The organism is Streptomyces tubercidicus (assembly GCF_027497495.1).
Taxonomy (GTDB): Bacteria; Actinomycetota; Actinomycetes; order Streptomycetales; family Streptomycetaceae; genus Streptomyces; species Streptomyces tubercidicus.
Map to the genome: position 1 here is coordinate 1,567,656 of NZ_CP114205.1, position 20,454 is coordinate 1,588,109.

Annotated in this window: 18 protein-coding genes; 15 read left to right on the plus strand and 3 right to left on the minus strand. The window is 72.2% G+C overall.

The window, feature by feature from the left end; translation table 11 throughout:
- Nucleotides 1-37: 37 nt before the first annotated feature.
- The 4 genes from STRTU_RS06725 to STRTU_RS06740 all read left to right on the plus strand — a co-directional run bounded on the left by STRTU_RS06725 (nucleotide 38) and on the right by STRTU_RS06740 (nucleotide 4,669).
- Nucleotides 38-667 carry a helix-turn-helix domain-containing protein gene (locus STRTU_RS06725; RefSeq protein WP_159742700.1) on the plus strand — a complete coding sequence of 210 codons (630 nt, stop codon included), beginning with the start codon at nucleotides 38-40 and terminating at the stop codon, nucleotides 665-667.
- Nucleotides 668-704: 37 nt separating this feature from the next.
- Entirely contained in the window at nucleotides 705-893 is a 189-nt protein-coding gene (locus STRTU_RS06730) for a DUF6126 family protein (protein WP_159742701.1), read from the plus strand.
- Nucleotides 894-1,095: 202 nt separating this feature from the next.
- On the plus strand, nucleotides 1,096-3,873 hold the full coding sequence (locus STRTU_RS06735; protein ID WP_159742702.1) for a glycoside hydrolase family 84 protein: 2,778 nt from the start codon (nucleotides 1,096-1,098) through the stop codon (nucleotides 3,871-3,873).
- A 115-nt stretch (nucleotides 3,874-3,988) separates the two neighbouring features.
- Nucleotides 3,989-4,669, plus strand: coding sequence for a thiaminase II/PqqC family protein (locus tag STRTU_RS06740; protein WP_159742703.1), 681 nt, complete (start codon nucleotides 3,989-3,991; stop codon nucleotides 4,667-4,669).
- 16 nt (nucleotides 4,670-4,685) lie between these two features.
- Here the strand turns inward: STRTU_RS06740 and allB are convergent, their stop codons facing one another.
- On the minus strand, nucleotides 4,686-6,029 hold the full coding sequence (allB, locus tag STRTU_RS06745) for an allantoinase AllB (protein ID WP_159742704.1): 1,344 nt from the start codon (nucleotides 6,027-6,029) through the stop codon (nucleotides 4,686-4,688).
- A 489-nt stretch (nucleotides 6,030-6,518) separates the two neighbouring features.
- Here allB and STRTU_RS06750 point away from each other — a divergent pair, with 489 nt between their 5' ends.
- Nucleotides 6,519-7,319 (plus strand): IclR family transcriptional regulator, encoded by an 801-nt coding sequence (locus STRTU_RS06750; RefSeq protein WP_159742705.1) that lies wholly within the window; start codon nucleotides 6,519-6,521, stop codon nucleotides 7,317-7,319.
- Nucleotides 7,320-7,518: 199 nt separating this feature from the next.
- On the opposite strand, the gene STRTU_RS06755 is transcribed toward STRTU_RS06750, so the two are convergent.
- Complete coding sequence (locus STRTU_RS06755) at nucleotides 7,519-7,809, minus strand: DUF5955 family protein (RefSeq protein ID WP_159746740.1); 291 nt, start codon at nucleotides 7,807-7,809, stop codon at nucleotides 7,519-7,521.
- A 408-nt stretch (nucleotides 7,810-8,217) separates the two neighbouring features.
- Here STRTU_RS06755 and STRTU_RS06760 point away from each other — a divergent pair, with 408 nt between their 5' ends.
- The 9 genes from STRTU_RS06760 to rocD all read left to right on the plus strand — a co-directional run bounded on the left by STRTU_RS06760 (nucleotide 8,218) and on the right by rocD (nucleotide 18,676).
- Nucleotides 8,218-8,442 carry a hypothetical protein gene (locus tag STRTU_RS06760; RefSeq protein WP_159742706.1) on the plus strand — a complete coding sequence of 75 codons (225 nt, stop codon included), beginning with the start codon at nucleotides 8,218-8,220 and terminating at the stop codon, nucleotides 8,440-8,442.
- Between the two features lie 117 nt (nucleotides 8,443-8,559).
- Entirely contained in the window at nucleotides 8,560-9,138 is a 579-nt protein-coding gene (locus STRTU_RS06765; RefSeq protein ID WP_159742707.1) for a nucleotidyltransferase family protein, read from the plus strand.
- A 277-nt stretch (nucleotides 9,139-9,415) separates the two neighbouring features.
- The gene (gene aceB, locus STRTU_RS06770; RefSeq protein WP_159742708.1) at nucleotides 9,416-11,044 is read left to right on the plus strand and encodes a malate synthase A; all 1,629 of its coding nucleotides are present in this window, start codon (nucleotides 9,416-9,418) and stop codon (nucleotides 11,042-11,044) included.
- A gap of 142 nt (nucleotides 11,045-11,186) precedes the next feature.
- Complete coding sequence (locus tag STRTU_RS06775; RefSeq protein ID WP_246240165.1) at nucleotides 11,187-12,107, plus strand: MurR/RpiR family transcriptional regulator; 921 nt, start codon at nucleotides 11,187-11,189, stop codon at nucleotides 12,105-12,107.
- 115 nt (nucleotides 12,108-12,222) lie between these two features.
- The gene (locus STRTU_RS06780; RefSeq protein WP_159742709.1) at nucleotides 12,223-13,671 is read left to right on the plus strand and encodes an APC family permease; all 1,449 of its coding nucleotides are present in this window, start codon (nucleotides 12,223-12,225) and stop codon (nucleotides 13,669-13,671) included.
- On the plus strand, nucleotides 13,668-15,059 hold the full coding sequence (locus STRTU_RS06785) for a glutamine synthetase family protein (RefSeq protein ID WP_159742710.1): 1,392 nt from the start codon (nucleotides 13,668-13,670) through the stop codon (nucleotides 15,057-15,059). Before STRTU_RS06780 ends, STRTU_RS06785 begins: the two co-directional genes overlap by 4 nt.
- Complete coding sequence (locus tag STRTU_RS06790) at nucleotides 15,049-16,197, plus strand: amidohydrolase family protein (protein WP_159742711.1); 1,149 nt, start codon at nucleotides 15,049-15,051, stop codon at nucleotides 16,195-16,197. Before STRTU_RS06785 ends, STRTU_RS06790 begins: the two co-directional genes overlap by 11 nt.
- A complete protein-coding gene (locus tag STRTU_RS06795) occupies nucleotides 16,194-17,369 on the plus strand; it encodes a M20 metallopeptidase family protein (protein ID WP_159742712.1) in 1,176 nt (391 codons plus the stop codon). Before STRTU_RS06790 ends, STRTU_RS06795 begins: the two co-directional genes overlap by 4 nt.
- 59 nt (nucleotides 17,370-17,428) lie before the next feature.
- Complete coding sequence (rocD, locus tag STRTU_RS06800; protein ID WP_159742713.1) at nucleotides 17,429-18,676, plus strand: ornithine--oxo-acid transaminase; 1,248 nt, start codon at nucleotides 17,429-17,431, stop codon at nucleotides 18,674-18,676.
- A gap of 75 nt (nucleotides 18,677-18,751) precedes the next feature.
- Here the strand turns inward: rocD and STRTU_RS06805 are convergent, their stop codons facing one another.
- Entirely contained in the window at nucleotides 18,752-19,822 is a 1,071-nt protein-coding gene (locus tag STRTU_RS06805; RefSeq protein WP_159742714.1) for an FAD-dependent monooxygenase, read from the minus strand.
- Between the two features lie 73 nt (nucleotides 19,823-19,895).
- On the opposite strand from STRTU_RS06805, the gene STRTU_RS06810 reads away from it, so the two are divergent.
- A complete protein-coding gene (locus STRTU_RS06810) occupies nucleotides 19,896-20,450 on the plus strand; it encodes a TetR/AcrR family transcriptional regulator (protein WP_159742715.1) in 555 nt (184 codons plus the stop codon).
- Nucleotides 20,451-20,454 lie beyond the last annotated feature (4 nt).

Consider the following 20,454-nt stretch of genomic DNA (forward strand, 5'->3'; position numbering starts at 1 on the left):
TTTTGCCCGGGAGGTGAAAGGTCGCTATACCGGGGATATGACCGAGCTCCCCGACGAGCCCACCGGCGCGCCACCGGATGAGCTGTCCACCGTCGCGCCGCGCCTGCGTGATCTGCGGCGACGCAGTGGCCTCACGCTGGAGACCGCGGCCCGGCTGGTGGGGCTCTCGCCCGCGCATCTGTCGCGGCTGGAGACCGGCCGGCGCCAGCCGTCGCTGCCGATGCTGCTGGCGCTGGCCCGTACGTACGGCACCACGGTATCCGACCTGCTCGGGGAGACCGCCGCGGAGCGGGACCCGATTGTGCGGGCCGGGCGGGCGGAGCCGTCGGAGGCCGGTGGCTGGACGTACTGGACCGCGGGCGGCGCCGGGCGGGCGATGCAGGCGCTGCGGGTGCTGGTGCCGCAGCGGGCGCAGGGCGATCTGGTGCGGGTCCATCCGGGCGAGGAGTGGCTGTACGTCCTCAAGGGGCGGCTGCGGCTGACGCTGGGCGCGGCCGTGCAGGTCCTGGAACCGGGGGACGCGGCGCACTTCGACTCGCTGACCCCGCACCGGATTTCCGCCGCCTCGCAGGGCGGGGTGGAGCTGCTGTTCGTCCACACGCTTCTGCAGAGCGGGGCCGCCGAGCTGTGTCTCGGCGGCGATGACACGAGGCGCCGCGGGCTGTGAGCCCCCGGCGCCGTATTTGAGGGAAGGACCCGACGTGGTGCCCGATCAGACCGTTCCTGCAGCTCAGCCGTCCGCGGAACCACTCACCGAGGCAGTGCCCGCGCGAAAGTACGTCGAGAACAAGCCACCGCGCGGGCTGTACGTGCGGGTGTTCATCTATGTCGTCGCGACGCATGTGCTGCTGGCGATGATGAGTCTTGTGGTGATTGCCGCGAACTCCCGTTAGCGCATTGCGTATTGCGCGCCTTCCTGGTGGCGCGCCTTCCCGGTTGGGGCGGCGCCTCGCCGGTGCTCCTCCAGGCGACAACGTCCATCCCTTCGGCCCGAAAGTCCATTGCCCCGGTGCGGCGGCCAGGTGAACTCTGCTGGCGCGAAGGGTTCGTACGACTCTCGTCCCTGAACCTCGCCGCACCGAGGAGGACCGAAGGATGCACCGTACGCGCACCGCGGCGGCCACCGCGCTGGCCGTGGCCCTGGCTCTGATCCCCCTGACGGGCATGGCCGGGCCGCCGGGCTCCGGAGGGACGGCCGAACGGGACGGCGCGCGCGACCGCCCCGGCGGCGCCGTTTCCCGGTCCGTTTCACGGGCCGACTCCCGGGCCGTCTCCTCAACACCCCGGTCCGGCTCCCGGACCGACTCCGCCACTCCCCGCTCCGCATCCCGGGCCCTCTCCCCCACCCCCCGCTCCGTCCACAGCCGGTCCGACCGGATCACCATCACCCCATCCGTAACCGTCGTCACCGGACCGCGGGCCGACGCACCGGCGCTGGCCGTCGTCGAGAAGGCGCTGAAGGACGCCGGTGCGCAGCGGGTCGTACGGGCCGGGCGGGCGCCGGGCGGCGGGCAGCTGTCGGTGTTCGTGGACGGTCCGGGGGCGGCGCGGGCGCTGACGGAGCTGGGCGGGCGGGGCGCCGACGGGCTGCCCGCCGAGGGGTATGCGCTGGCCGTCGGCGAGGGGCGGATCGCGCTGGCAGGCAAGGACGCCGCCGGGACGTATTACGCGGCGCAGTCGCTGCGGCAACTGCTGCCGCACACGGAGCGGCCGGGCGCCCGGGTGCCGGGCACCGTCGTACGGGACTGGCCGGCCACCCCGCTGCGCGGCGTCATCGAGGGGTTCTACGGCACCCCTTGGTCGCACCGGGCCCGGCTCGACCAGCTCGACTTCTACGGTGCGCACAAGATGAACCTCTATGTGTACTCGCCGAAGGACGATGCGTATCTGCGGGAGAAGTGGCGGGATCCGTACCCGGCGGAGCAGCTGGCGCAGATCAAGGAACTGGTGGACCGGGCGCGGCAGCGGCATGTGGAGTTCACGTACGCACTCTCCCCGGGGCTGTCCGTCTGCTACAGCTCCGACGCGGATCTCCGGGCGCTGACCGCCAAGTTCGAGACGCTGTGGGACATCGGTGTGCGGACCTTCGCGGTGCCGTTGGATGACATCAGTTACACGGACTGGAACTGTGCGGCGGACAAGGACCGGTTCGGGACCGGCGGCGGGGCGGCCGGTGCCGCGCAGGCGCATCTGCTCAACCGCGTCAACCAGGAGTTCATCGCCGGGCATCCGGGCGCAGAGCCGCTGCAGATGGTGCCGACCGAGTACTACGACGTGAAGCCGTCGCCGTACAAGAAGGCGCTGGCCACCCAGCTGGACAAGGATGTGCTGGTGGAGTGGACGGGGGTGGGGGTGATCGCGCCGACGATGACCGTCGCCCAGGCCCGGCAGGCCCGGGAGGTCTTCGGGCACCCGATCCTGACCTGGGACAACTATCCGGTCAATGACTATGTGACGAACCGGCTGCTGCTCGGGCCGTTCAACGGCCGGGAGAAGGGGCTGCCGGAGCAGTTGGCGGGGATCACCGCGAATCCGATGATCCAGCCCGCGGCGTCCAAGCTCGCGCTGTACACGGTGGCGGATTACGCGTGGAACGACACGGCGTATGACGCCCGGACCTCCTGGGGCAGGGCGATCGATGAGCTGGCCGGTGGCGATGCCCGTACGGCACGGGCGCTGCGGGCCTTCGCGGACGCCCACTACGCCTCCGCGCTCAACCCGCAGCAGGCACCCGAACTGGCCGCCGCCATCGAGCAGTTCGGTACGGACGGCGAGGCCCGGCGGCTCGACGCGGCGCTGCGGAACCTGGAGGAGGCACCGGCGGTGCTGCGTGAACGGCTCGCCGACCGGGGCTTTGTGCAGGACAGCGAGCCGTGGCTGGACGCGACCCGGGCCTGGGGCGCGGCGGCGCGTACGGCACTGCGGCTGGTGGAGGCGACCAAGGCGGGCAACGGTGCGCGCGCCTGGCAACTACGGCAGCAGATACCGGAGCTGGTGCGTACCGCCCGGTCCTTCGTCTACGTGGACATGGCCGGGAAGAGGATTCCGGTGCTGGTGGCGGACGGGGTGCTGGACACCTTCGTCGAGGACGCGGTGGCCGCGCACGACAGGGCGCTGGGGGTCACCGGCCGCCCCAAGGGGTCCACGGATCTCTCCGTCTACCAGGACAACGCGGTCTCCCGTATGACCGATGGCGATGACGCCACGTACTTCTGGAGCGGCGCGGCGCCCAAGGCCGGTTCCTCCGTGGCGCTGGATCTGCGGACCGAACGCCCCCTGGGGACGGTCACGCTGGCGATGGGCAAGGACGGCAGCCCGGACGACTATCTGCGGCACGGTGTCCTGGAGTACTCATCGGACGGGAAGAACTGGCAGCGGCTGGCCGCGTTCGACGGGAAGGCCGAGGTGCGGGTCGAGCCGCCGGCCGGTGTCCGGGCCCGGTACGTCCGCGCACGGGCCACACAGGCGCAGGAGAACTGGCTGGTGGTGCGGGAGTTCGCGGTGGCCGGGGCCGACGCCGGGACGGTGGCCGGTGGCCCGCCCGCGGCGGAGGGCAGCGCGCTGCGCTCGGCGGCGGACGGCGATCCGGCGACCGTCTACCGCGCGGCGCGGGCCGCGCAGCCCGGCGACACGCTGGAATTCACGCCCGACGCACCCCGCGCGGCCTCTTCCGTGACCGTGCTGCGGCCACAGGGCGCGCCGACCGGAGCGGCCCGCGTCGAGGTCCGTAGGGGCGGCGCCTGGCGCACGCTCGGCACACTGTCCGGCGCCTATACACGGCTCGCCGCGGGCGACGGCCCGGTCGGGGGCGTCCGGCTGGTGTGGCGGGCCGGGACCGTGGCGCCCGAGGTCAATGAGGTGGTGGTGCACTGAGGTGTGCGCCGAGGGAGTGGCACACCGAGGGCATCGCGCCATCTCCCCCGCCGCGGCCGCCCGCGCCCTAATCTGAGGTGCTGGCCGCCGCCCTCGCCCCGGAGGAGACCGACCCATGGCCCGAACCGCTCCCGATGCCCCTCGTCCGACCGCGGCCGCCGTACTGGACGACGCGGTCCGCGCGCTCACCCCGGACACCGCCGCCAACCGGCTGGTCGGACAGATCGAGGCGGGTGCGGCGCCGCGCTCCGTATTCGCCACCTTCGCCCTCGAACAGCACCAGGTGATCGCCGCCGACCGCCTCAGCTTCCAGCATCTGGCGCGGCGTGCGGACGGCGACCCGCCCGTCGCCGACTTCTTCGACCTGCTCGCCCGGGGCGAGACGCTGGCCCTCAAGCAGCTGGCCGGGCTCGCGGACGCCTGTGAGCTGACCGAGCGGGAGATCACGGAGTACCAGCCGCGGCCAGGCTGTCAGGCGTACCCGTCCTACGCGGCCCGGCTCGCGCTGGGCGGCGAGCCGGCCGATGTGGCGATCGCCCTGACCGCCAACTTCGCCGCCTGGGGCGCCTATTGCGCGACCGTCGCGGCGGCGATGCGGGACCACTACGACTTCCCCGAGGCGGCCCGCGCCTTCTTCGACTTCTTCGCCGAGCCCGCACCGGCCATCGGCACACAGGCCCGCCAGGCGGTCCAGCACGGCCTCGACACCGGCCAGGCCCAGCCGGCCACCGCGCACCGCTACGGCCGCCTCCTCCAGGCGTACGAGCTCATGTTCTGGAACTCCGTCGCCGAGTGAGTTGTTCGGTCGGCGGTCATGCGCGGTGCGGCCGTTCGAGCAGCTCGCCGGTGGGCTCGGCGAGGGTGGTGCCGTCGTTGATCCGGCGGCCGCGCAGCCAGGTGGACCGTACGACGCCGTACAGGGTCTTTCCGGCGTACGCGGTGATCTTGTTGCGGTGCTGGAGGGCCTGCGGGTCGACGGTGAAGGTCTCCTCGGGGGCGAGCACGGCGAAGTCCGCGTCCCGGCCGGGTTCGATGGCGCCCTTCTGGCCGAGGCCGACCAGCGCCGCCGGTGCGGTGGCCATCCAGCGCACCACGTCGTCGAGGCTGTGGCCGCGCTCGCGGGCCTCCGTCCAGATAGCGGGCAGGCCGAGCTGGAGGGAGGAGATGCCGCCCCAGGCCGCGCCGAAGTCCGCGGTCTTGAGGTCGGCGGTGGACGGCGAGTGGTCCGAGACGATGCAGTCGACGGTCCCGTTGGCCAGGCCCTCCCACAGGGCGTCCTGGTTGGCCGCCTCCCGGATCGGCGGGCAGCACTTGAACTCCGTTGCGCCGTCCGGGATTTCCTCGGCGGTCAGGGTCAGGAAGTGCGGGCACGACTCGACGGTGATCCGGACGCCCTCGCGCTTGGCGGCGGCGATCAGCGGCAGCGCGTCGCTGGAGGACAGATGCAGGACGTGGACCCGTGCGCCGAGCCGCCGGGCGAGCGTGATCAGCCCGGCGATGGCGTCGTTCTCGGAGGCGCGCGGGCGGGAGGCGAGGAAGTCCGCGTACTTGGGGCCGTGCGGTGCGGGTGCCGCGTCCAGGTGGCCCGGGTCCTCGGCGTGCACGATCAGCAGGCCGTCGAAGCCCGCGATCTCGCCGAGGGCGGCGGCCAGTTGTGCCTGGTCGACCTCGGGAAACTCGTCGACGCCGGACGGCGACAGAAAGCATTTGAAGCCGAAGACCCCGGCGTCGTGCAGCGGGCGCAGATCCTTGACGTTGCCGGGGATCGCGCCGCCCCAGAAGCCGATGTCGATATGCGCCTTGCCGCGGGCGACCGCGCGCTTGGTGTCGAGGTGGGCGGCCGTGGTGGTGGGCGGGAGGCTGTTGAGCGGCATGTCCACGAGGGTGGTGATACCGCCGGCCGCGGCCGCGCGGGTGGCCGTCCAGAAGCCCTCCCACTCGGTGCGGCCGGGGTCGTTGACGTGGACGTGGGTGTCGACGAGGCCGGGCAGCAGGACATCGTCACCGAAGTCCTCGACCCGCGCCCCGGCCGGAGCCGGGTCGCCATACGGCAGCACCGCGGCGATCCTGCCGCCCTTGACGACGACGGACGCGGCACGCGTGCCCTGCGGGGTGACGACGCGCCGCGAGCGCAGCACCAGCTCTGTTTCGGACACCCGGTCCCCTTCTCGTAGCTGTTCTCATCGTGGCGTGCGGGCGGGTGGGGTGCACGGCCGCCGGGGGGGCGGGGCATCCGGAGCGCGTCCTTCACGCCGGAGCGATCCGCGATCTGCGGCTTCAACAGTCTTTCAACAGTCTGTTGAATGAGTCTTCACGCCGGATCCCGGCCCGTCAAGGCCCCTCCAACTGGATCACGCGCCGAGGAGTGCAGCCTCCAGGGCATGCCACGACGTGGACGATTCCACAGAATGGACAGTATCTTTCGCGCAGCAGAATGTAGCTACGGCTACTGGCGCCGCCCAGGAGATCGCAGCTAGACGCGTGCCCGGCGACGCACTCCGCCGGACAAAGCGGGCCTGACCGGCGGGAACGAGTGTGCGAGAGTCCATGTGTCAACGTAAGGGGACCGGTAGGCTTCTCCGGTCGGGCCCGGCGCCCGCACGCCCCAGCCGAGACCGGTCCGACCCGCCCGAAAGGAACGCTCTGTGCCGCCGTCCAGCGCCAGCCCCTCCGCCGCCGAAGCCAAGCCAGGCGCCAGCGGCGGCGTCCAGTCTCTTGAGCGCGCCTTCGACCTGCTGGAGCGGATGGCCGACGCCGGCGGCGAGGTCGGCCTGAGCGAGCTCTCCACCAGCAGCGGGCTGCCGCTGCCGACCATCCACCGCCTGATGCGCACGCTCGTCGCCTGCGGCTACGTCCGCCAGCAGCCCAACCGCCGCTATGCGCTGGGCCCCCGGCTGATCCGGCTCGGCGAGAGCTCCTCACGGCTGCTGGGCACCTGGGCCCGCCCGTTCCTGGCCCGTCTGGTCGAGGAGACCGGCGAGACGGCCAATATGGCGCTGCTCGACGGCGACGAGATCGTTTATGTCGCCCAGGTCCCGTCCCGGCACGCGGTACGGATGTTCACCGAGGTCGGCCGCCGGGTGCTGCCGCACTCCACCGGCGTCGGCAAGGCCCTACTGGCCCACCACTCCCCGGAGGAGGTCCGCGCGCTGCTCGGCCGTACGGGCATGCCCGCCGCGACCGAGAAGACGATCACCGACCCGGACCGCTTCCTCGAAGCACTCGCCGACGTCCGCCGCCTCGGCTACGCGGTCGACGACAACGAGCAGGAAATCGGCGTCCGCTGCCTCGCGGTGCCGGTGCCCAACTCCCCTACCTCGGCGGCGATCTCCATCTCCGGCCCGACCGGCCGCGTGACCGAGGCATCGACGGACAAGATCGTGCCGGTGCTGCAGGATGTCGCGGCACAGCTGTCGGTGGCGCTGGCGAATCAGACGCCGGCTTAGCGGGGGCGGGCACGGCCGCCGGGGGCGGCGGGCGGCGGTCCGCACACCCCAGCCACCTGGACGTACGCGCCGGTCCGCGTGCCGGCGCCTCGGCGTACGGCGCCGGTCCGCTCACCCGTCCCTCGGCGCGCGTCACCGGTCCGCGCGCCGGTGTGGCACGCCGGCGCGCGGAGCTCCGGACCGGGCCGCGCGCTGGGGATTACCGGGCGCGCGGTAACTCGCCGAAGCGGTCGATGCCCTCGCGCACCTCTGCCAGCGCGGGCGACAGCGCACTCACCGATCCGACCGCCCCGGCGATCAGCAGCAGCGAACGACGCAGCCGAGGCACCTCGGGCATCCCGTGACTCACCATCGCGTCCAAGGCGGCCAGCTCGTCATCGGCGGCCCCTCGATCCGGTAACTCCCCTGGAAGTACGGCCAGCTGACGGCGCAGTCGGGCCACTGCCCCGCGCAATTCCTGGACCCGTGGATCGCCCTCGACCCCGGTCACTCGTCGGTCCTTCTGCAGCTGTTCCACAACGACGGCGTCCTCCAAAGCCGTTGCCCGTTCCGCGATGCGGGACAGTTAACGCCACTCTGCGCTGATCGCGCCATACGGAGAGCGAAAAAACCGGATGCGCGCAGAGTTGGCTGGCCCGCTCACCAGGAGAAGCGGCGCCAACAAGCAGGCAGGAGAGTTACGGCTCGACTGCCCTGAGGGCGAGGTTTCGATGACCGGGCCGCCCCACATCAGCCCTCACGCGCCATACCCATACATGACTTGATGATGCGTCGGCACATACGTTCCCCACGGCACCCTTTGGTGTGGGCGCTCGCGGTCCGACGCGTATGGTCCGAGTCGATGGAGCATTCTCCCTTTCGAGGAAATATCCGGCATATCACTGGATCGGAGAGTGCCATGGAGTCCCAGTCCGGCCCCGAGAACGGCTCGAACCCGCGCGGTGTCAGCGTCGTCCAACTCATCTGCCATGCGTACGGGCTGTCGGACGCCTCGGAAATCACCATGGAGCACATAGACCGCTATGTCGCCGAGCGCCGGCGGGCGGAGGAACGGACGCACCAGCTGCGCGACCGGTTCCGACCGCATATCCCCCGGCCACGGGCCGCCGGTGACGCGGCCTGACCCGGCCGGGCACCCCAACGGGCCGCGGAGCGCGGTGCCATGAGGTAAGCAGTCCTCATGGCACCGACAGCTCCGACAGCCCCCACGCCTCCGACGCCGCCGAGAGGCACGGGGAGGGTGGCCGGTCTGCTGCTCGCCGCGGGCGGCGGGCGGCGACTGGGGGGACGGCCCAAGGCACTGCTCGACCACCGGGGACGGCCGCTGGTCGAGCACGCCGCGCGGGCGCTGCGGGACGGCGGCTGCGACCCGGTGCACATCGTGCTGGGTGCGGCCGCCGCTTCCGTGCGTGAACGGGCCGAACTCGCGGCGTACGGGATCTCGGAGAACCCGGACTGGGCGCAGGGCATGGGCTCTTCGCTGCGGGTGGGGCTGGCCGCACTGGCGGACTCCGGGGCGGATGCGGCGGTGGTGTCCCTGGTGGACCAGCCGGGGATCGGCGCCGCGGCGGTGGCGCGGGTGGTGGGGGCGTACGAGGGGCGCGGCTCGCTCGTGTCAGCGGCGTACGGGGGGCGGCGGGGCCACCCGGTGCTCTTCGGGGCCGACCGGTGGGCGGGCATTGCGGCCGCCGCGGAGGGCGATCGGGGTGCGCGCGACTATCTCCGGCGGCATGCGGACGCCCTCACCCTCGTCGAGTGCGCCGATATCGCGGAGCCGTACGACATCGACACGCCGGAGGATCTTCACCGGCTGGAGTGAGAGCGGGTGGCGGGCGGCACGTTCCGGGGCCGGGGCGGGAGTAATGGAGAGTGATCGGCGTGGCACCGAGAGCCATTCGATCACCGCTTGTGTCGAGCCGGAGAATCTCGACATCAACAAACCATTGAAGTTCCGCGATAAGGAAACTAGTCTCCACTGGTCAGAAGCGCCCTGAACCCAGTCGGCGCCCGCGACCGTATCCGGGAGCCCGCGGCACCCCGTGCCGCCCGGCGTTCCGGCGGCCGCCGGGCACCGTCGCTGAATGGAGTGACAGCTCATGTCCGCACCAGCGCCGTCCCCGCTGGCCATCGTCGAAGTCGATCCCGCGCACACCCCGGAACGCCAGGGAGAGGTCCTCACCGACGCCGCGCTCACCTTCGTCGCCGAGCTTCACCGCCGGTTCACCCCGCGCCGCGACGAGCTGCTCGCCCGTCGCGCCGAGCGCCGCGCCGAGATCGCCCGGACCAGCACGCTGGACTTCCTCCCGGAGACCGCGGCCGTCCGCGCCGACGACAGCTGGAAGGTGGCCGAGGCCCCCGCGGCGCTCAACGACCGCCGGGTGGAGATCACCGGCCCCACCGACCGCAAGATGACCATCAACGCGCTCAACTCGGGCGCCAGGGTCTGGCTCGCCGACTTCGAGGACGCCTCGGCGCCGACCTGGGAGAACGTCGTCTCCGGGCAGCTCAACCTGATCGACGCCTACGAGCGCCGCATCGACTTCACGGACGCCGCGTCCGGCAAGTCGTACGCCCTCAAGCCCGCCGAGGAGCTCGCCACGGTCGTGATGCGGCCGCGCGGCTGGCATCTGGAAGAGCGTCATCTGCAGTTCGAGGGGCGGCCGGTGCCCGGTGCCCTGGTGGACTTCGGGCTGTACTTCTTCCACAACGCCCGGCGTCTGCTGGACCTCGGCAAGGGTCCGTACTTCTACCTGCCGAAGACCGAGTCGTATCTGGAGGCGCGTCTCTGGAACGAGATCTTCGTCTTTGCCCAGGACTATGTCGGCATCCCCCAGGGCACGGTGCGCGCCACCGTCCTGATCGAGACCATCACGGCCGCGTACGAGATGGAGGAGATCCTCTACGAGCTGCGCGACCACGCCTCGGGGCTGAACGCCGGCCGCTGGGACTACCTCTTCTCCATCGTCAAGAACTTCCGTGACGGCGGCGCCAAGTTCGTCCTCCCGGACCGCAACGCGGTCACGATGACGGCGCCGTTCATGCGCGCCTACACCGAACTCCTCGTCCGCACCTGCCACAAGCGCGGTGCACACGCCATCGGCGGTATGGCGGCCTTCATCCCCAACCGCCGCGACCCGGAGGCCAACGAGCGGGCGCTCGCCAAGGTCAGGAACGACAAGGACCGGGAGGCCGGGGACGGCTTCGACGGCTCCTGGGTCGCCCACCCCGACCTGGTCCCGGTCGCCCGCGCCTCCTTCGACGCGGTCCTCGGCGACAAACCGAACCAGAAGGACCGCCTGCGCGAGGACGTCTCGGTGTCGGCCGCCGACCTCATCGCCATCGACTCCCTCGACGCCAAGCCCACCTACCAGGGCCTGATCGACGCCGTCCAGGTCGGCACCCGCTATATCGAGGCATGGTTGCGCGGCCTCGGCGCCGTCGCCATCTTCGGCCTCATGGAGGACGCCGCGACCGCCGAGATCTCCCGCTCCCAGATCTGGCAGTGGGTCGACGCCGGGGTCGTCTTCGAGAACGGCGAGAAGGCCACCGCGGACCTGGTGCGCACGGTCGCCGCGGAGCAACTGGCCGCCATCCGCGCCGAGATCGGCGAGGACGCCTTCACCTCGGGCAAGTGGCAGCAGGCCCATGACCTGCTGCTGAGGGTCGCGCTGGACGCGGACTACGCGGAGTTCCTGACGCTGCCCGCGTACGAGATGCTGGTCTGAGCCGGCCCGGCGGGCGTCCCGGTGGTGCCGCGGTTCCGTTGCGGAGCCGCGGCACCACGGCGTTTCTGCCGCCTCCCCGCGGCCGTGCGGGCGCCCCGGCGCGGTGTGGTGTCATGTGGTCACCAAGTGGAGAGGCAGTCGGATGGATGGTCGGCCAGGAGAGCGCGGGGAGCCGTCGGCCGCGGGCGGGGACGGGGGCGCGGGCCAGGAGTTGGGGACGACGGTGGCCGAGCGGCTGCGGCGGGTCCAGGGTTCCCTGTCGCCCGCGGAGCTCAAGATCGCTCGGGCGCTGATGGCGCACTACCCCGCGGCGGGCCTGGAGTCGACGTCCGGGCTGGCCGGACGGGCGGGGGTGAGCCCGCCGACCGTCGTCCGCTTCGTCGCCCGGCTCGGCTTCGAGGGCTACCGGCAGTTCCAGCAGTCCTTGCGGGACGAGGTGCAGGCACGCCGTGCCTCGCCGTTGACCCTGCGGCCGGTGGTCAGTGAGAGCTCACCGACCTCGGACCTGGTCGAGGCGGCGGAGGAGGTCGGCCGGGGCGCGCTGCACCACACCTTCGCCGCGCTGCCGGAGCAGGAGTTCGACCGGGCGGCCGAGCTGATCTGCGACCCGGCGAAGCGGATCGTGAGCTTCGGCGGGCGGTTCTCCCGCCTGCTGGCCGAGTACCTGGATCTGCATCTGCGACTGCTGCGGCCGGGCACCCAGGTGCACACACCGGCCCCCGGCGGGGACGGCGGCTTCCGGGTGGATCTCGGGCGGCGGGAGGTGTGTGTGGTCTTCGACTTCCGGCGCTATCAGCGCGACACGGTGGAGCTCGCCCGCTATGCGCACGAGCGCGGCGCGCAGATCGTGCTGTTCACCGACCCGTGGCTGTCTCCGGTGGCCGAGTTCGCCGATGTCGTGCTGCCCGTGCGGGTCGAGGCGCCCAGTCCGTTCGACAGCATCGTGGCGCCCGTGGCGGTGGTGGAGACGCTGGTGGCCGCGGTGCATGTGCGCCTGGGAGCGGCGGCGGAGGAGCGGATGAGGGCCGCGGAGGAGGCGTCGGGCGACCGCACCATGGAATGACGCCATGAAATGAATATTTCATGGCGCCCCTATTGACGCGCTCCTTGGAACGTATGTTTCATGACGGGGCTCGGGCTGCTTCAGACGCAGCCCCGTCTCCTCCTCGGAGCGCCCTGTGTCGAATCCTCCTCGAACACGCAAGCTGCGCTTGTGGGAAGCGCTGACCCTCTCCGTCGGTCTCATGGGGCCGACGCTCGCCATGGGCCTCAACGGGGCCGGAGTGGCAGCCGCGGTCGGCAAGGCCGTCCCCCTCGTCTTCCTGCTCGGCCTGCTCGGTGTCGGCCTGGTCGCCTACGGCTTCTGGCGGCTGACCCAGCACTTCAACCAGGCCGGATCCGTCTACGCCCTGGCCGGGGCCACGATCGGCCCCCGCGCCGGTTTCTTCGGCGGCTTCGCCCTGCTGGGCACCTATCTCGCCTTTCTCGTCTGCACCCTCGCCGCGACCGGTGTCTTCGCCCAGGCGTTCCTGCACGCGATGGGCATCGGCTCCACCGGCCCCTGGGTCGCTGTCGCGTTCCTCGCGGCCCTCGGCGTCACCGCGCTCAACTCCCGGGACGGCCGCACCACCGCCCGCACCCTGCTGATCGTGGAGGGCATCGGCATCCTCGCCATGCTGGTGCTCGCCGCCGTCATCACGGTGCGGGCCGGAACGGGATCGGCGCCCCGGCACCAGAGCCTCGATCTCTCGGTGTTCACCGCCGGCGGCACCACGTACGGCGCGGTCATGACGGCCACCGTCTTCGCCTTCCTGTCCTGGGCCGGGTTCGAGGCATGCGCGTCGCTGGGTGAGGAGACCGACGACCCCAAGCGCAACATCCCCCGCGCGCTGGCCGGCAGTGTGCTGCTGACCGGCGGCCTCTACGTCCTGATGATGTTCGCCCAGACCATCGGCTTCGGCACCGACGCCCAGGGGGTGCGCGAGTTCGGCAAGGCCGAGTCGGCGCTCTCGGCGCTCTCCGGGCAGTACATCGGCACCTGGTTCGCGCTCGTCATCGCCTTCACCGCGGTCGCCTCCGCCTTCGCCGCCGCGCTGTCCTCCTCGGCGGCGGCCGCCCGTATGGTCCAGGCGCTGGCCCGGGACGGCTTCGGGCCGCGCGCCCTTGCCCGCACCCACCCCGTCACCGGTGCCCCGACCACGGCGCTGCGGGTGTGCGGCGGCGTTGCGGCGGCACTGACCGCCGTGATGTACGGCACCGGGGCCGCCGCCTTCGACACGTACTACTGGTACGCCACCCTCGGCGTGCTGTGCCTCCTGGTCGCGTATGCGGTCGCCGGGGTCGGAGTGATCGTCTTTACGCTCTCCGGCCGGGGCCGCATCCCCCGCTACGAGCTGGTGGTGCCGGTCGCCGGGCTGGGCTATCTGGGCTTCGTCTTCCTCCAGCAGTCGACCGGACAGAGCGCGCCCTACACCTACTTCCCCTGGATCGCCGCAGCCTGGTGCCTGACCGGAGGCGCGGTCGTCCTCTTCGCGCCCGCCCTCACCCGGCGCATCGGCGCCCGGCTGACCAGTGGGCTGGTCACCGAAGCCGGCTTCACCGACACCAACCGAAAGGTGCCCTCATGACGCTGGTGCACACGCCGGGGACGGAAGCGGGACTCCTCGCTCCCACCGCCCCCGGCCCCTCCCCCGCCTTCCGCGCCGCACCCGAGGACCCCCCGATGACCGACGCCGCCACCGTCTTCGTCGCCACCTGCGATCTGGCCGGGCAGGTGCGGGGGCGTGCCGTGCCCTCCTCGGACCAGGGCTCGGCGCTGCGCTCCGGCACCGGCTGGGTCCCGGCCGATCTCGCGATCTCCGCGTTCGGCCCGATCGCCGACAACGTCTTCGGTTCGCGGGGTGACCTGCGGCTGGTCCCGGATCCGGCCACCGGCGTCGACATCCCGGCGGACGGGGACGCTCCCGCCCTGCGGCTCTACCTCGCCGACCAGACCCTGCCCGACGGGGACCCCTGGCCCTGCTGTCCGCGCACCTTCCTCCGCGACGCGGTCGAGGAGCTGCGGGAGCGCACCGGGATCGAGGTGGTGGCGGCGATCGAGCACGAATTCGTGCTCGGCGGACTGCCGGTGAGCCAGCCGTTCTCGTTGCAGCGCTTCCGGCAGGCGGAGCCCTTCGGCTCGGACCTCGTACGGCTCCTGGAACAGGCCGGGCTGCAGCCGGAGAACTGGCTCCCGGAATACGGGGACGGCCAGTTCGAGATCACCCTGCGCCCCGGTCCCGCACTGGCCGCCGCCGACCGCGCCGTACTGCTCAAGGAACTGGTACGGGACCTCGCCCGCCGTCGTGGGCTGCCGGTCAGCTTCGCACCCCTCCTCGCGCCCGACGGGGTGGGCAACGGGGTCCACCTCCATCTGAGCCTGCGGGACGCCGAGGGCCGTCCGGTCCTCTTCGACCCTGCGCGCCCGGGACGCCTCTCGGCGCTCGGCGCCCGGTTCTCGGCCGGCATTCTGCGCCACACTCCGGCGCTGACCGCCTGGACGGCACCGAGCCCGGTCTCGTTCCTCCGGCTCACGCCCCATCGCTGGAGCGCCGGCGGGATCTTCCTGGCCGAGCGCAACCGCGAGTCGCTGCTGCGGATCTGCCCCACGACACAGCTCGCCGGGGGCGATCCCGCCGCGCAGTTCAACCTGGAGTACCGCGCGGCCGACGCCACCGCCAATCCCTGGCTCGCGCTGGGGGTCCTGCTCCGCGCCGGGCTGGAAGGGCTGGTCCGTGACTACGACGAGCCCACGGTGTGGCCGGAGGACACCGACGCCTCGGTGCTGGACGGTGTCCCCGCCCTCCCCTCCTCCCTCGAAGAGGCCCTGCACGCACTGGAGTCGGACGACGTCGTGCGCTCGTGGTTCGACCCACAGCTCCTCGCCACCCATCTGTCGGTCAAGCGGTCCGAACTCGCCCAGCTGGCCGGCCTCGACGAGACCGCACGTATCCGGAAGGTTGCCGATGTCTACTGATGCCCTGGCGGCGGCGATCGCGGAACTGCCCCTCGTGGACCACCATGTCCACGGCGCGCTCCGCGATGACGTCGACCGCGCCGGACTGGAGCTGATGCTCACCGAGTCGGACCGTCCGGTCCCGCCGTGGATGACCCAGTTCGACTCTCAGCTCGGCTTCGCGGTGCGCCGCTGGTGCGCACCGGTCCTCGGCCTCGCCGCGCACGCCGCGCCGGACGCCTATCTCGCCCGGCGCCGGGAACTGGGACCGGCGGAGGTCAACCGCAGACTGCTCGCGGCCTCGGGTATCGCCCACTACCTGCTGGAGACCGGCTACGGCGGTGCGGAGATCCTCGGCCCCGACGGCATGGCCGACGCCTCCGGGCGCCCCGTCGACGAGATCGTACGGCTGGAGTCCGTGCTGGAGGACGTGGCCCGCGGCGGGGTGGCCGCGGCGGACCTGCCCGAGCGGTTCCGCGAGGCCCTCGCCGCACGGACCGTCGACGCGGTCGGCCTCAAGAGCATCGTCGCCTACCGGTTCGGCTTCGACTTCGACCCCGGGCGGCCGGCCGACGGCGAGGTCGTCGCCGCGGCCGGCACGTGGCTGGCCGAGTGCGCGCGCACGGGAACCGTACGGGTCACCGACCCGGTGCTGCTGCGCTTCCTGCTGTGGTCCGGAGTCGACCGCGGACTGCCTATCCAACTGCACGCCGGGTACGGCGATCCGGATGTGGAACTGCACCGCTGCGACCCGCTGCTGCTCACCCGGTTCATCAGGAACGTACAGCCGCACGGCGTCGACCTGTTGCTGCTGCACTGCTACCCCTTCCACCGCAACGCCGGCTATCTGGCGCAGGTCTTCCCGCATGTCTTCTTCGATGTCGGGCTCGGTGTGAACTACACCGGCGTCCGTTCCGACGCCGTGGTCGCCGAATCGCTGGAGCTGGCTCCGTTCGCCAAGATCCTCTTCTCCAGCGACGCCTGGGGGCCTCCCGAACTGCACCATCTGGGCGCCCTGTTGTGGCGGCGCGGCATGCTGCGGGCGATGGCGCCGTGGGTCGGCAGCGGCGAATGGGACCTCGATGAGGCGGTCCGGGTGGCCCGCATGATCGGACACGACAACGCCCGCCGGGTCTACGGGCTGGAGGGCGGCGCATGACCACCGACGACACCCTCACAGCCCTCGCGGCACAGCTCGAACGGGAGCTGGACGACGCCGTCGAGCTGCGCCACCGGCTCCATGCCCGGCCCTGTCTGTCCGGCGACGAGGCCGCGGCCCGCGAGCTGGTGCTCGCCGCGCTGCCCGGCGGGCACACCGCCACCGAGGTGGCCGGCACCGGAGCCGTGGTCCGCGTGGGCGGCAGCGGTCCGGCCATCGCCGTACGCGGTGAACTCGACGCCCTGGCGGTGCACGAGGAGACCGGGGTGCCCTGGGCGTCGCAGCACCCCGGTGTGATGCACGCCTGCGGTCATGATGTGCACCTGGCCGCGCTGGTCGCCCTGGCGCGGGCGGTGGACCGGGCCGGCGGTCCGGTCCCGCTGCTCGCCGTACTGCAGCCCCGCGAGGAGACGTATCCCTCCGGCGCGCAGGATGTCACCGAGGACGGGATCCTCGAACGGGAGCAGTGCCGGGCGGCCATCGGGGCGCATGTCCAGCCGCTGCTCGCGGCGGGCACCGTCGCCTGTACTCCCGGGGGTGTGAACGCCTCGGCGGACGAATTCACCGTGACCGTCCGGGGCCGCGGCGGCCACGCGGCCTACCCGCACCTCACCCACGACCCCGTCGTCACCCTGGCGCATGTCGTGGTCGCCCTGCAGAGCCTGGTGAGCCGCGGGACCGACCCGATGTCCTCCGTCGTGCTGAGTGTCACCACGCTCGCCGCCGGAACCGCGGCCAATGTCGTCCCCGGCTCCGCCGAGGCGCGCGGCACCCTGCGCGCGATGCGTACGGCCGACCGTGAGTTTCTCCATCAACGCCTCGTGGAGACCGCGGAGTTGGTGGCTCAGGCGTACGGCTGTACCGCGGACGTCCGGATCACCCTTGGCGAGCCGGTACTCGACAACGACGCGACGCTGACCGCCGCGACCCAGCCGCTGCTCGCCTCACTCGGCCTGAAGGTCGCCGCCGACCTGCGGTCCGCGGGCGCGGACGACTTCTCGTACTTCTCCGCACGGATGCCCGCGCTGATGCTGTTCGTGGGCACGCACGGCGGGACCGAGCAGCTGCACTCCCCGACGTTCCTGCCGCCCGACGAACGGGTGCGGGACGTCGCCCACGCCCTGCTCGCCGGCTATCTGGCCGCCGCGGAGCAGTACGTCCCACAGCACTGACACCCGCCTGCCCCGGCCCCACCCGCACCGCCCGCGTACTCAGGAACGAGGACCCGCACATGACCGCCACCGACACCACCGGCGACCTTCCGCTCACCCCCGAGGCCCGGCAGCACCTGGACCTCGCCGAGACCGCCACCGCCCGCAACTACCACCCGCTGCCGGTGGTCCTCACCTCCGGCCAGGGCTCGTGGGTGACCGATGTCGGCGGACGCCGCTATCTGGACTGCCTGGCCGGCTACTCGGCGCTCAACTTCGGCCACGGCCACCCCCGGCTGCTGGCCGCGGCCCGGGAACAGCTCGAACGCCTCACCCTGACCAGCCGCGCCTTCCACAACGACCGGCTCGGCCCGTTCTGCCGGGATCTCGCCGAACTCGCCGGGATGGACCTGGTCCTGCCGATGAACACCGGCGCCGAGGCCGTGGAGACCGCACTGAAGGTGGCCCGGAAGTGGGGTTACGAGGTCAAGGGCGTGCCCGCGGACCGCGCGAACATCATCGTCGCCGACGGCAACTTCCACGGACGCACCACCACGATCGTGAGCTTCTCGACGGACCCCGTCGCGCGGGACGGCTTCGGCCCGTTCACACCCGGCTTCCGCACCGTCCCCTACGGAGACGCCGCCGCGCTGGCGGCCGCGGTCGATGAGCACACCGTGGCGGTGCTGCTCGAACCGATCCAGGGCGAGGCGGGAGTGCTGATCCCGCCGCAGGGGTACCTCCCGGCCGTGCGCGAGCTGTGCAGCCGGGAGAACGTCCTGTTCGTGGCCGACGAGATCCAGTCCGGTCTCGGCCGCACCGGCACCACGTTCGCCTGCGACGCCGAGGGTGTCACCCCGGACATGTACATCCTGGGCAAGGCCCTCGGCGGCGGCATCGTGCCGCTCTCCGCCGTGGTCGCCCGCCGCGAGACCCTCGGCGTCATCCGGCCCGGCAACCACGGCTCGACCTTCGGCGGCAACCCGCTGGCCGCCGCCGTCGGCCACGCCGTCGTCGAGCTGCTCGCGACCGGCGAATACCAGGCGCGGGCCGCCCGGCTCGGCGAGCAGCACCACAAGCGGCTCGAAGGACTCATAGGCCACGGCGTACGCGCGGTCCGCAGCCGTGGGCTGTGGAGCGGTATCGACATCGACCCGCGGCTCATGTCGGGGCGCGAGGCCTGCGAACGGCTCCTGGCCAGGGGCATCCTCGCCAAGGACACCCATGGCTCCACGATCCGGCTCGCCCCGCCCCTGGTCATCACGGCCGATGAACTGGACTGGATGACCGGGCAGCTCGCGGAGGTGCTCGGCGCGCCGCGTCCCTGAGCGCTCCGCCGGACCGGCCCGTCGGACCGGGCCGCCGGACTCACCGGCGGTCCGGAAGTACGGCGCACGCGGCGCTCAGCCCAGCGCGCCGCCCACGGCCATCGCGGTCCGCATCGCGGCATTCCGCAGGCCGGGCAGCCGCCGGGCGTGCGCCATCCGGTTCATCAGCCGCGCGGTACGCACCAGCCGCTGGGTCTGCGGGCGCCGGGCACGGTCGTACGCACGCAGCGCGGACGGTACGTCCGGGGTCGCCGTCAGGGCCCGCGTCAACTCCACGGCGTCGACGAGCGCTTCGCAGGCGCCACGGCCGAGGTCCGGGGTCATGGCGTGGGCCGCGTCGCCGATGAGGACCGTACGGCCGCGGACGTAGGAGGGCAGCGGCGGATCGAGGTAGTAGAGGTCCAGGCGCAGCACCTCGGACTCCGTCAGCCGGTCCACGATGTCGCGCACTCCGGTGTGCCAGTGGCCGAACCACTCGCGCAGTGTGGCGGCTTCCCGGCCCGGTTCGCGCTGCCCCTCGGGCACGACGGCGCAGGCGAACCAGTTGGTCCGGCCGCCCGAGCTGGGGGTGATGCCGAAGCGGCGGCCCTCGCCCCAGGTCTCGGTGATGCTCCCGATCTCCCCGTCGACCGTGCCGCGCCAGGAGGAGGCGCCGACGTACCGGGCGCGGTGGCGCGGGCCGAAGAGGGCTGTGCGGGCCGCGCTGTTGAGGCCGTCGGCCGCGATCACCACGTCGTACGAGCCGTTCAGCGCGCCGAGGTCCTCGATGCGTTCGCCGAAGGTGACCTCCCCTGCCGCTTCCTGCAGGAGGGAGAGCAGATCGGGCCGGGAGATGAGGCGGCCCGCTTCACCGGTGCGCCGCTTCATGGCCTCGATGTCGAGGGTGGCGATCCGGCCGCCGTCGGGCCGCAGGAAGGCACCCGAGGTCTGCGGCCGGCTCAGCGAGCGCACCTGCGCGCCGACCCCGAGGGCGTCCAGGGCGCCCAGCGCGGTGGGCCACAGCCCGAGGGCGGTACCGGCCGTGGGGAAGCGGCGGGCGCGTTCGAAGACGTCGACCGTCCAGCCGCTTTTACGGAGGGAGAGTGCAGTGGCGAGCCCGCCGATACCGCCGCCGACGACGGCCGCCGTGCGCTGCTTCCGGGTCATGGCGACACGGTACTATGTCCATAGTGGATCGGCACTACAAACATAGTAAAAAGACACGGCGAAGGGCGCTCGGGTGGCACGACGGCGGGATCAGGTACTGGACGCGGGAATCCAGGTGCTGGGGAGCGAGGGGGCACGGCGGCTGACCTATCAGGCGGTCGACGCGGCGGCGGGCGTCCCGTCCGGCACCACCTCCAACTACTTCCGCAACCGGGCGGCCCTGATCGACGGCATCGTCGACCACCTCCAGGTGCTGGAGCGCCGCGACTGGGAGAACTTCGCCGCGGCCGCCGCGCCGGCCGACGCCGGTGAACTCGCCGACGCGGTCACCCGGTTCCTGCAGTACGCGACCGGGCCCGAGCGGGCCAGGACGGCCGCCCGGTTCGCGCTCTACCTGGAGGCCACCGCCCGGCCCGAACTCCGCCCGGCGCTCACCCGCGGCCGGGAGACCGTCCTCGGCTGGGGCGCGGAGTGGCTGGAGCGCTTCGGCTCACCGGCTCCGCGCCGGCACTGCGCGGTCCTCTTCGACTACATGGATGGTGTCGCCTTCCATCAACTGGCCTTCCCTGTCGAGGACTTCGACCCGGGGCCGGGCATCCGCGAGCTGCTGAGCGGGCTGCTGGGCTGAGGGC

Excerpts from the sequence above, each read along its gene's own strand:
- STRTU_RS06725 (WP_159742700.1), top strand. The coding sequence starts at position 38 with ATGACCGAGCTCCCCGACGAGCCCACCGGCGCGCCACCGGATGAGCTG.
- STRTU_RS06785 (WP_159742710.1), top strand. The coding sequence starts at position 13,668 with ATGACGCTGGTGCACACGCCGGGGACGGAAGCGGGACTCCTCGCTCCC.
- STRTU_RS06775 (WP_246240165.1), top strand. The coding sequence starts at position 11,187 with ATGGATGGTCGGCCAGGAGAGCGCGGGGAGCCGTCGGCCGCGGGCGGG.
- STRTU_RS06740 (WP_159742703.1), top strand. The coding sequence starts at position 3,989 with ATGGCCCGAACCGCTCCCGATGCCCCTCGTCCGACCGCGGCCGCCGTA.
- rocD (WP_159742713.1), top strand. The coding sequence starts at position 17,429 with ATGACCGCCACCGACACCACCGGCGACCTTCCGCTCACCCCCGAGGCC.
- STRTU_RS06735 (WP_159742702.1), top strand. The coding sequence starts at position 1,096 with ATGCACCGTACGCGCACCGCGGCGGCCACCGCGCTGGCCGTGGCCCTG.
- aceB (WP_159742708.1), top strand. The coding sequence starts at position 9,416 with ATGTCCGCACCAGCGCCGTCCCCGCTGGCCATCGTCGAAGTCGATCCC.
- STRTU_RS06760 (WP_159742706.1), top strand. The coding sequence starts at position 8,218 with ATGGAGTCCCAGTCCGGCCCCGAGAACGGCTCGAACCCGCGCGGTGTC.
- STRTU_RS06805 (WP_159742714.1), bottom strand. The coding sequence starts at position 19,822 with ATGACCCGGAAGCAGCGCACGGCGGCCGTCGTCGGCGGCGGTATCGGC.
- STRTU_RS06790 (WP_159742711.1), top strand. The coding sequence starts at position 15,049 with ATGTCTACTGATGCCCTGGCGGCGGCGATCGCGGAACTGCCCCTCGTG.
- STRTU_RS06795 (WP_159742712.1), top strand. The coding sequence starts at position 16,194 with ATGACCACCGACGACACCCTCACAGCCCTCGCGGCACAGCTCGAACGG.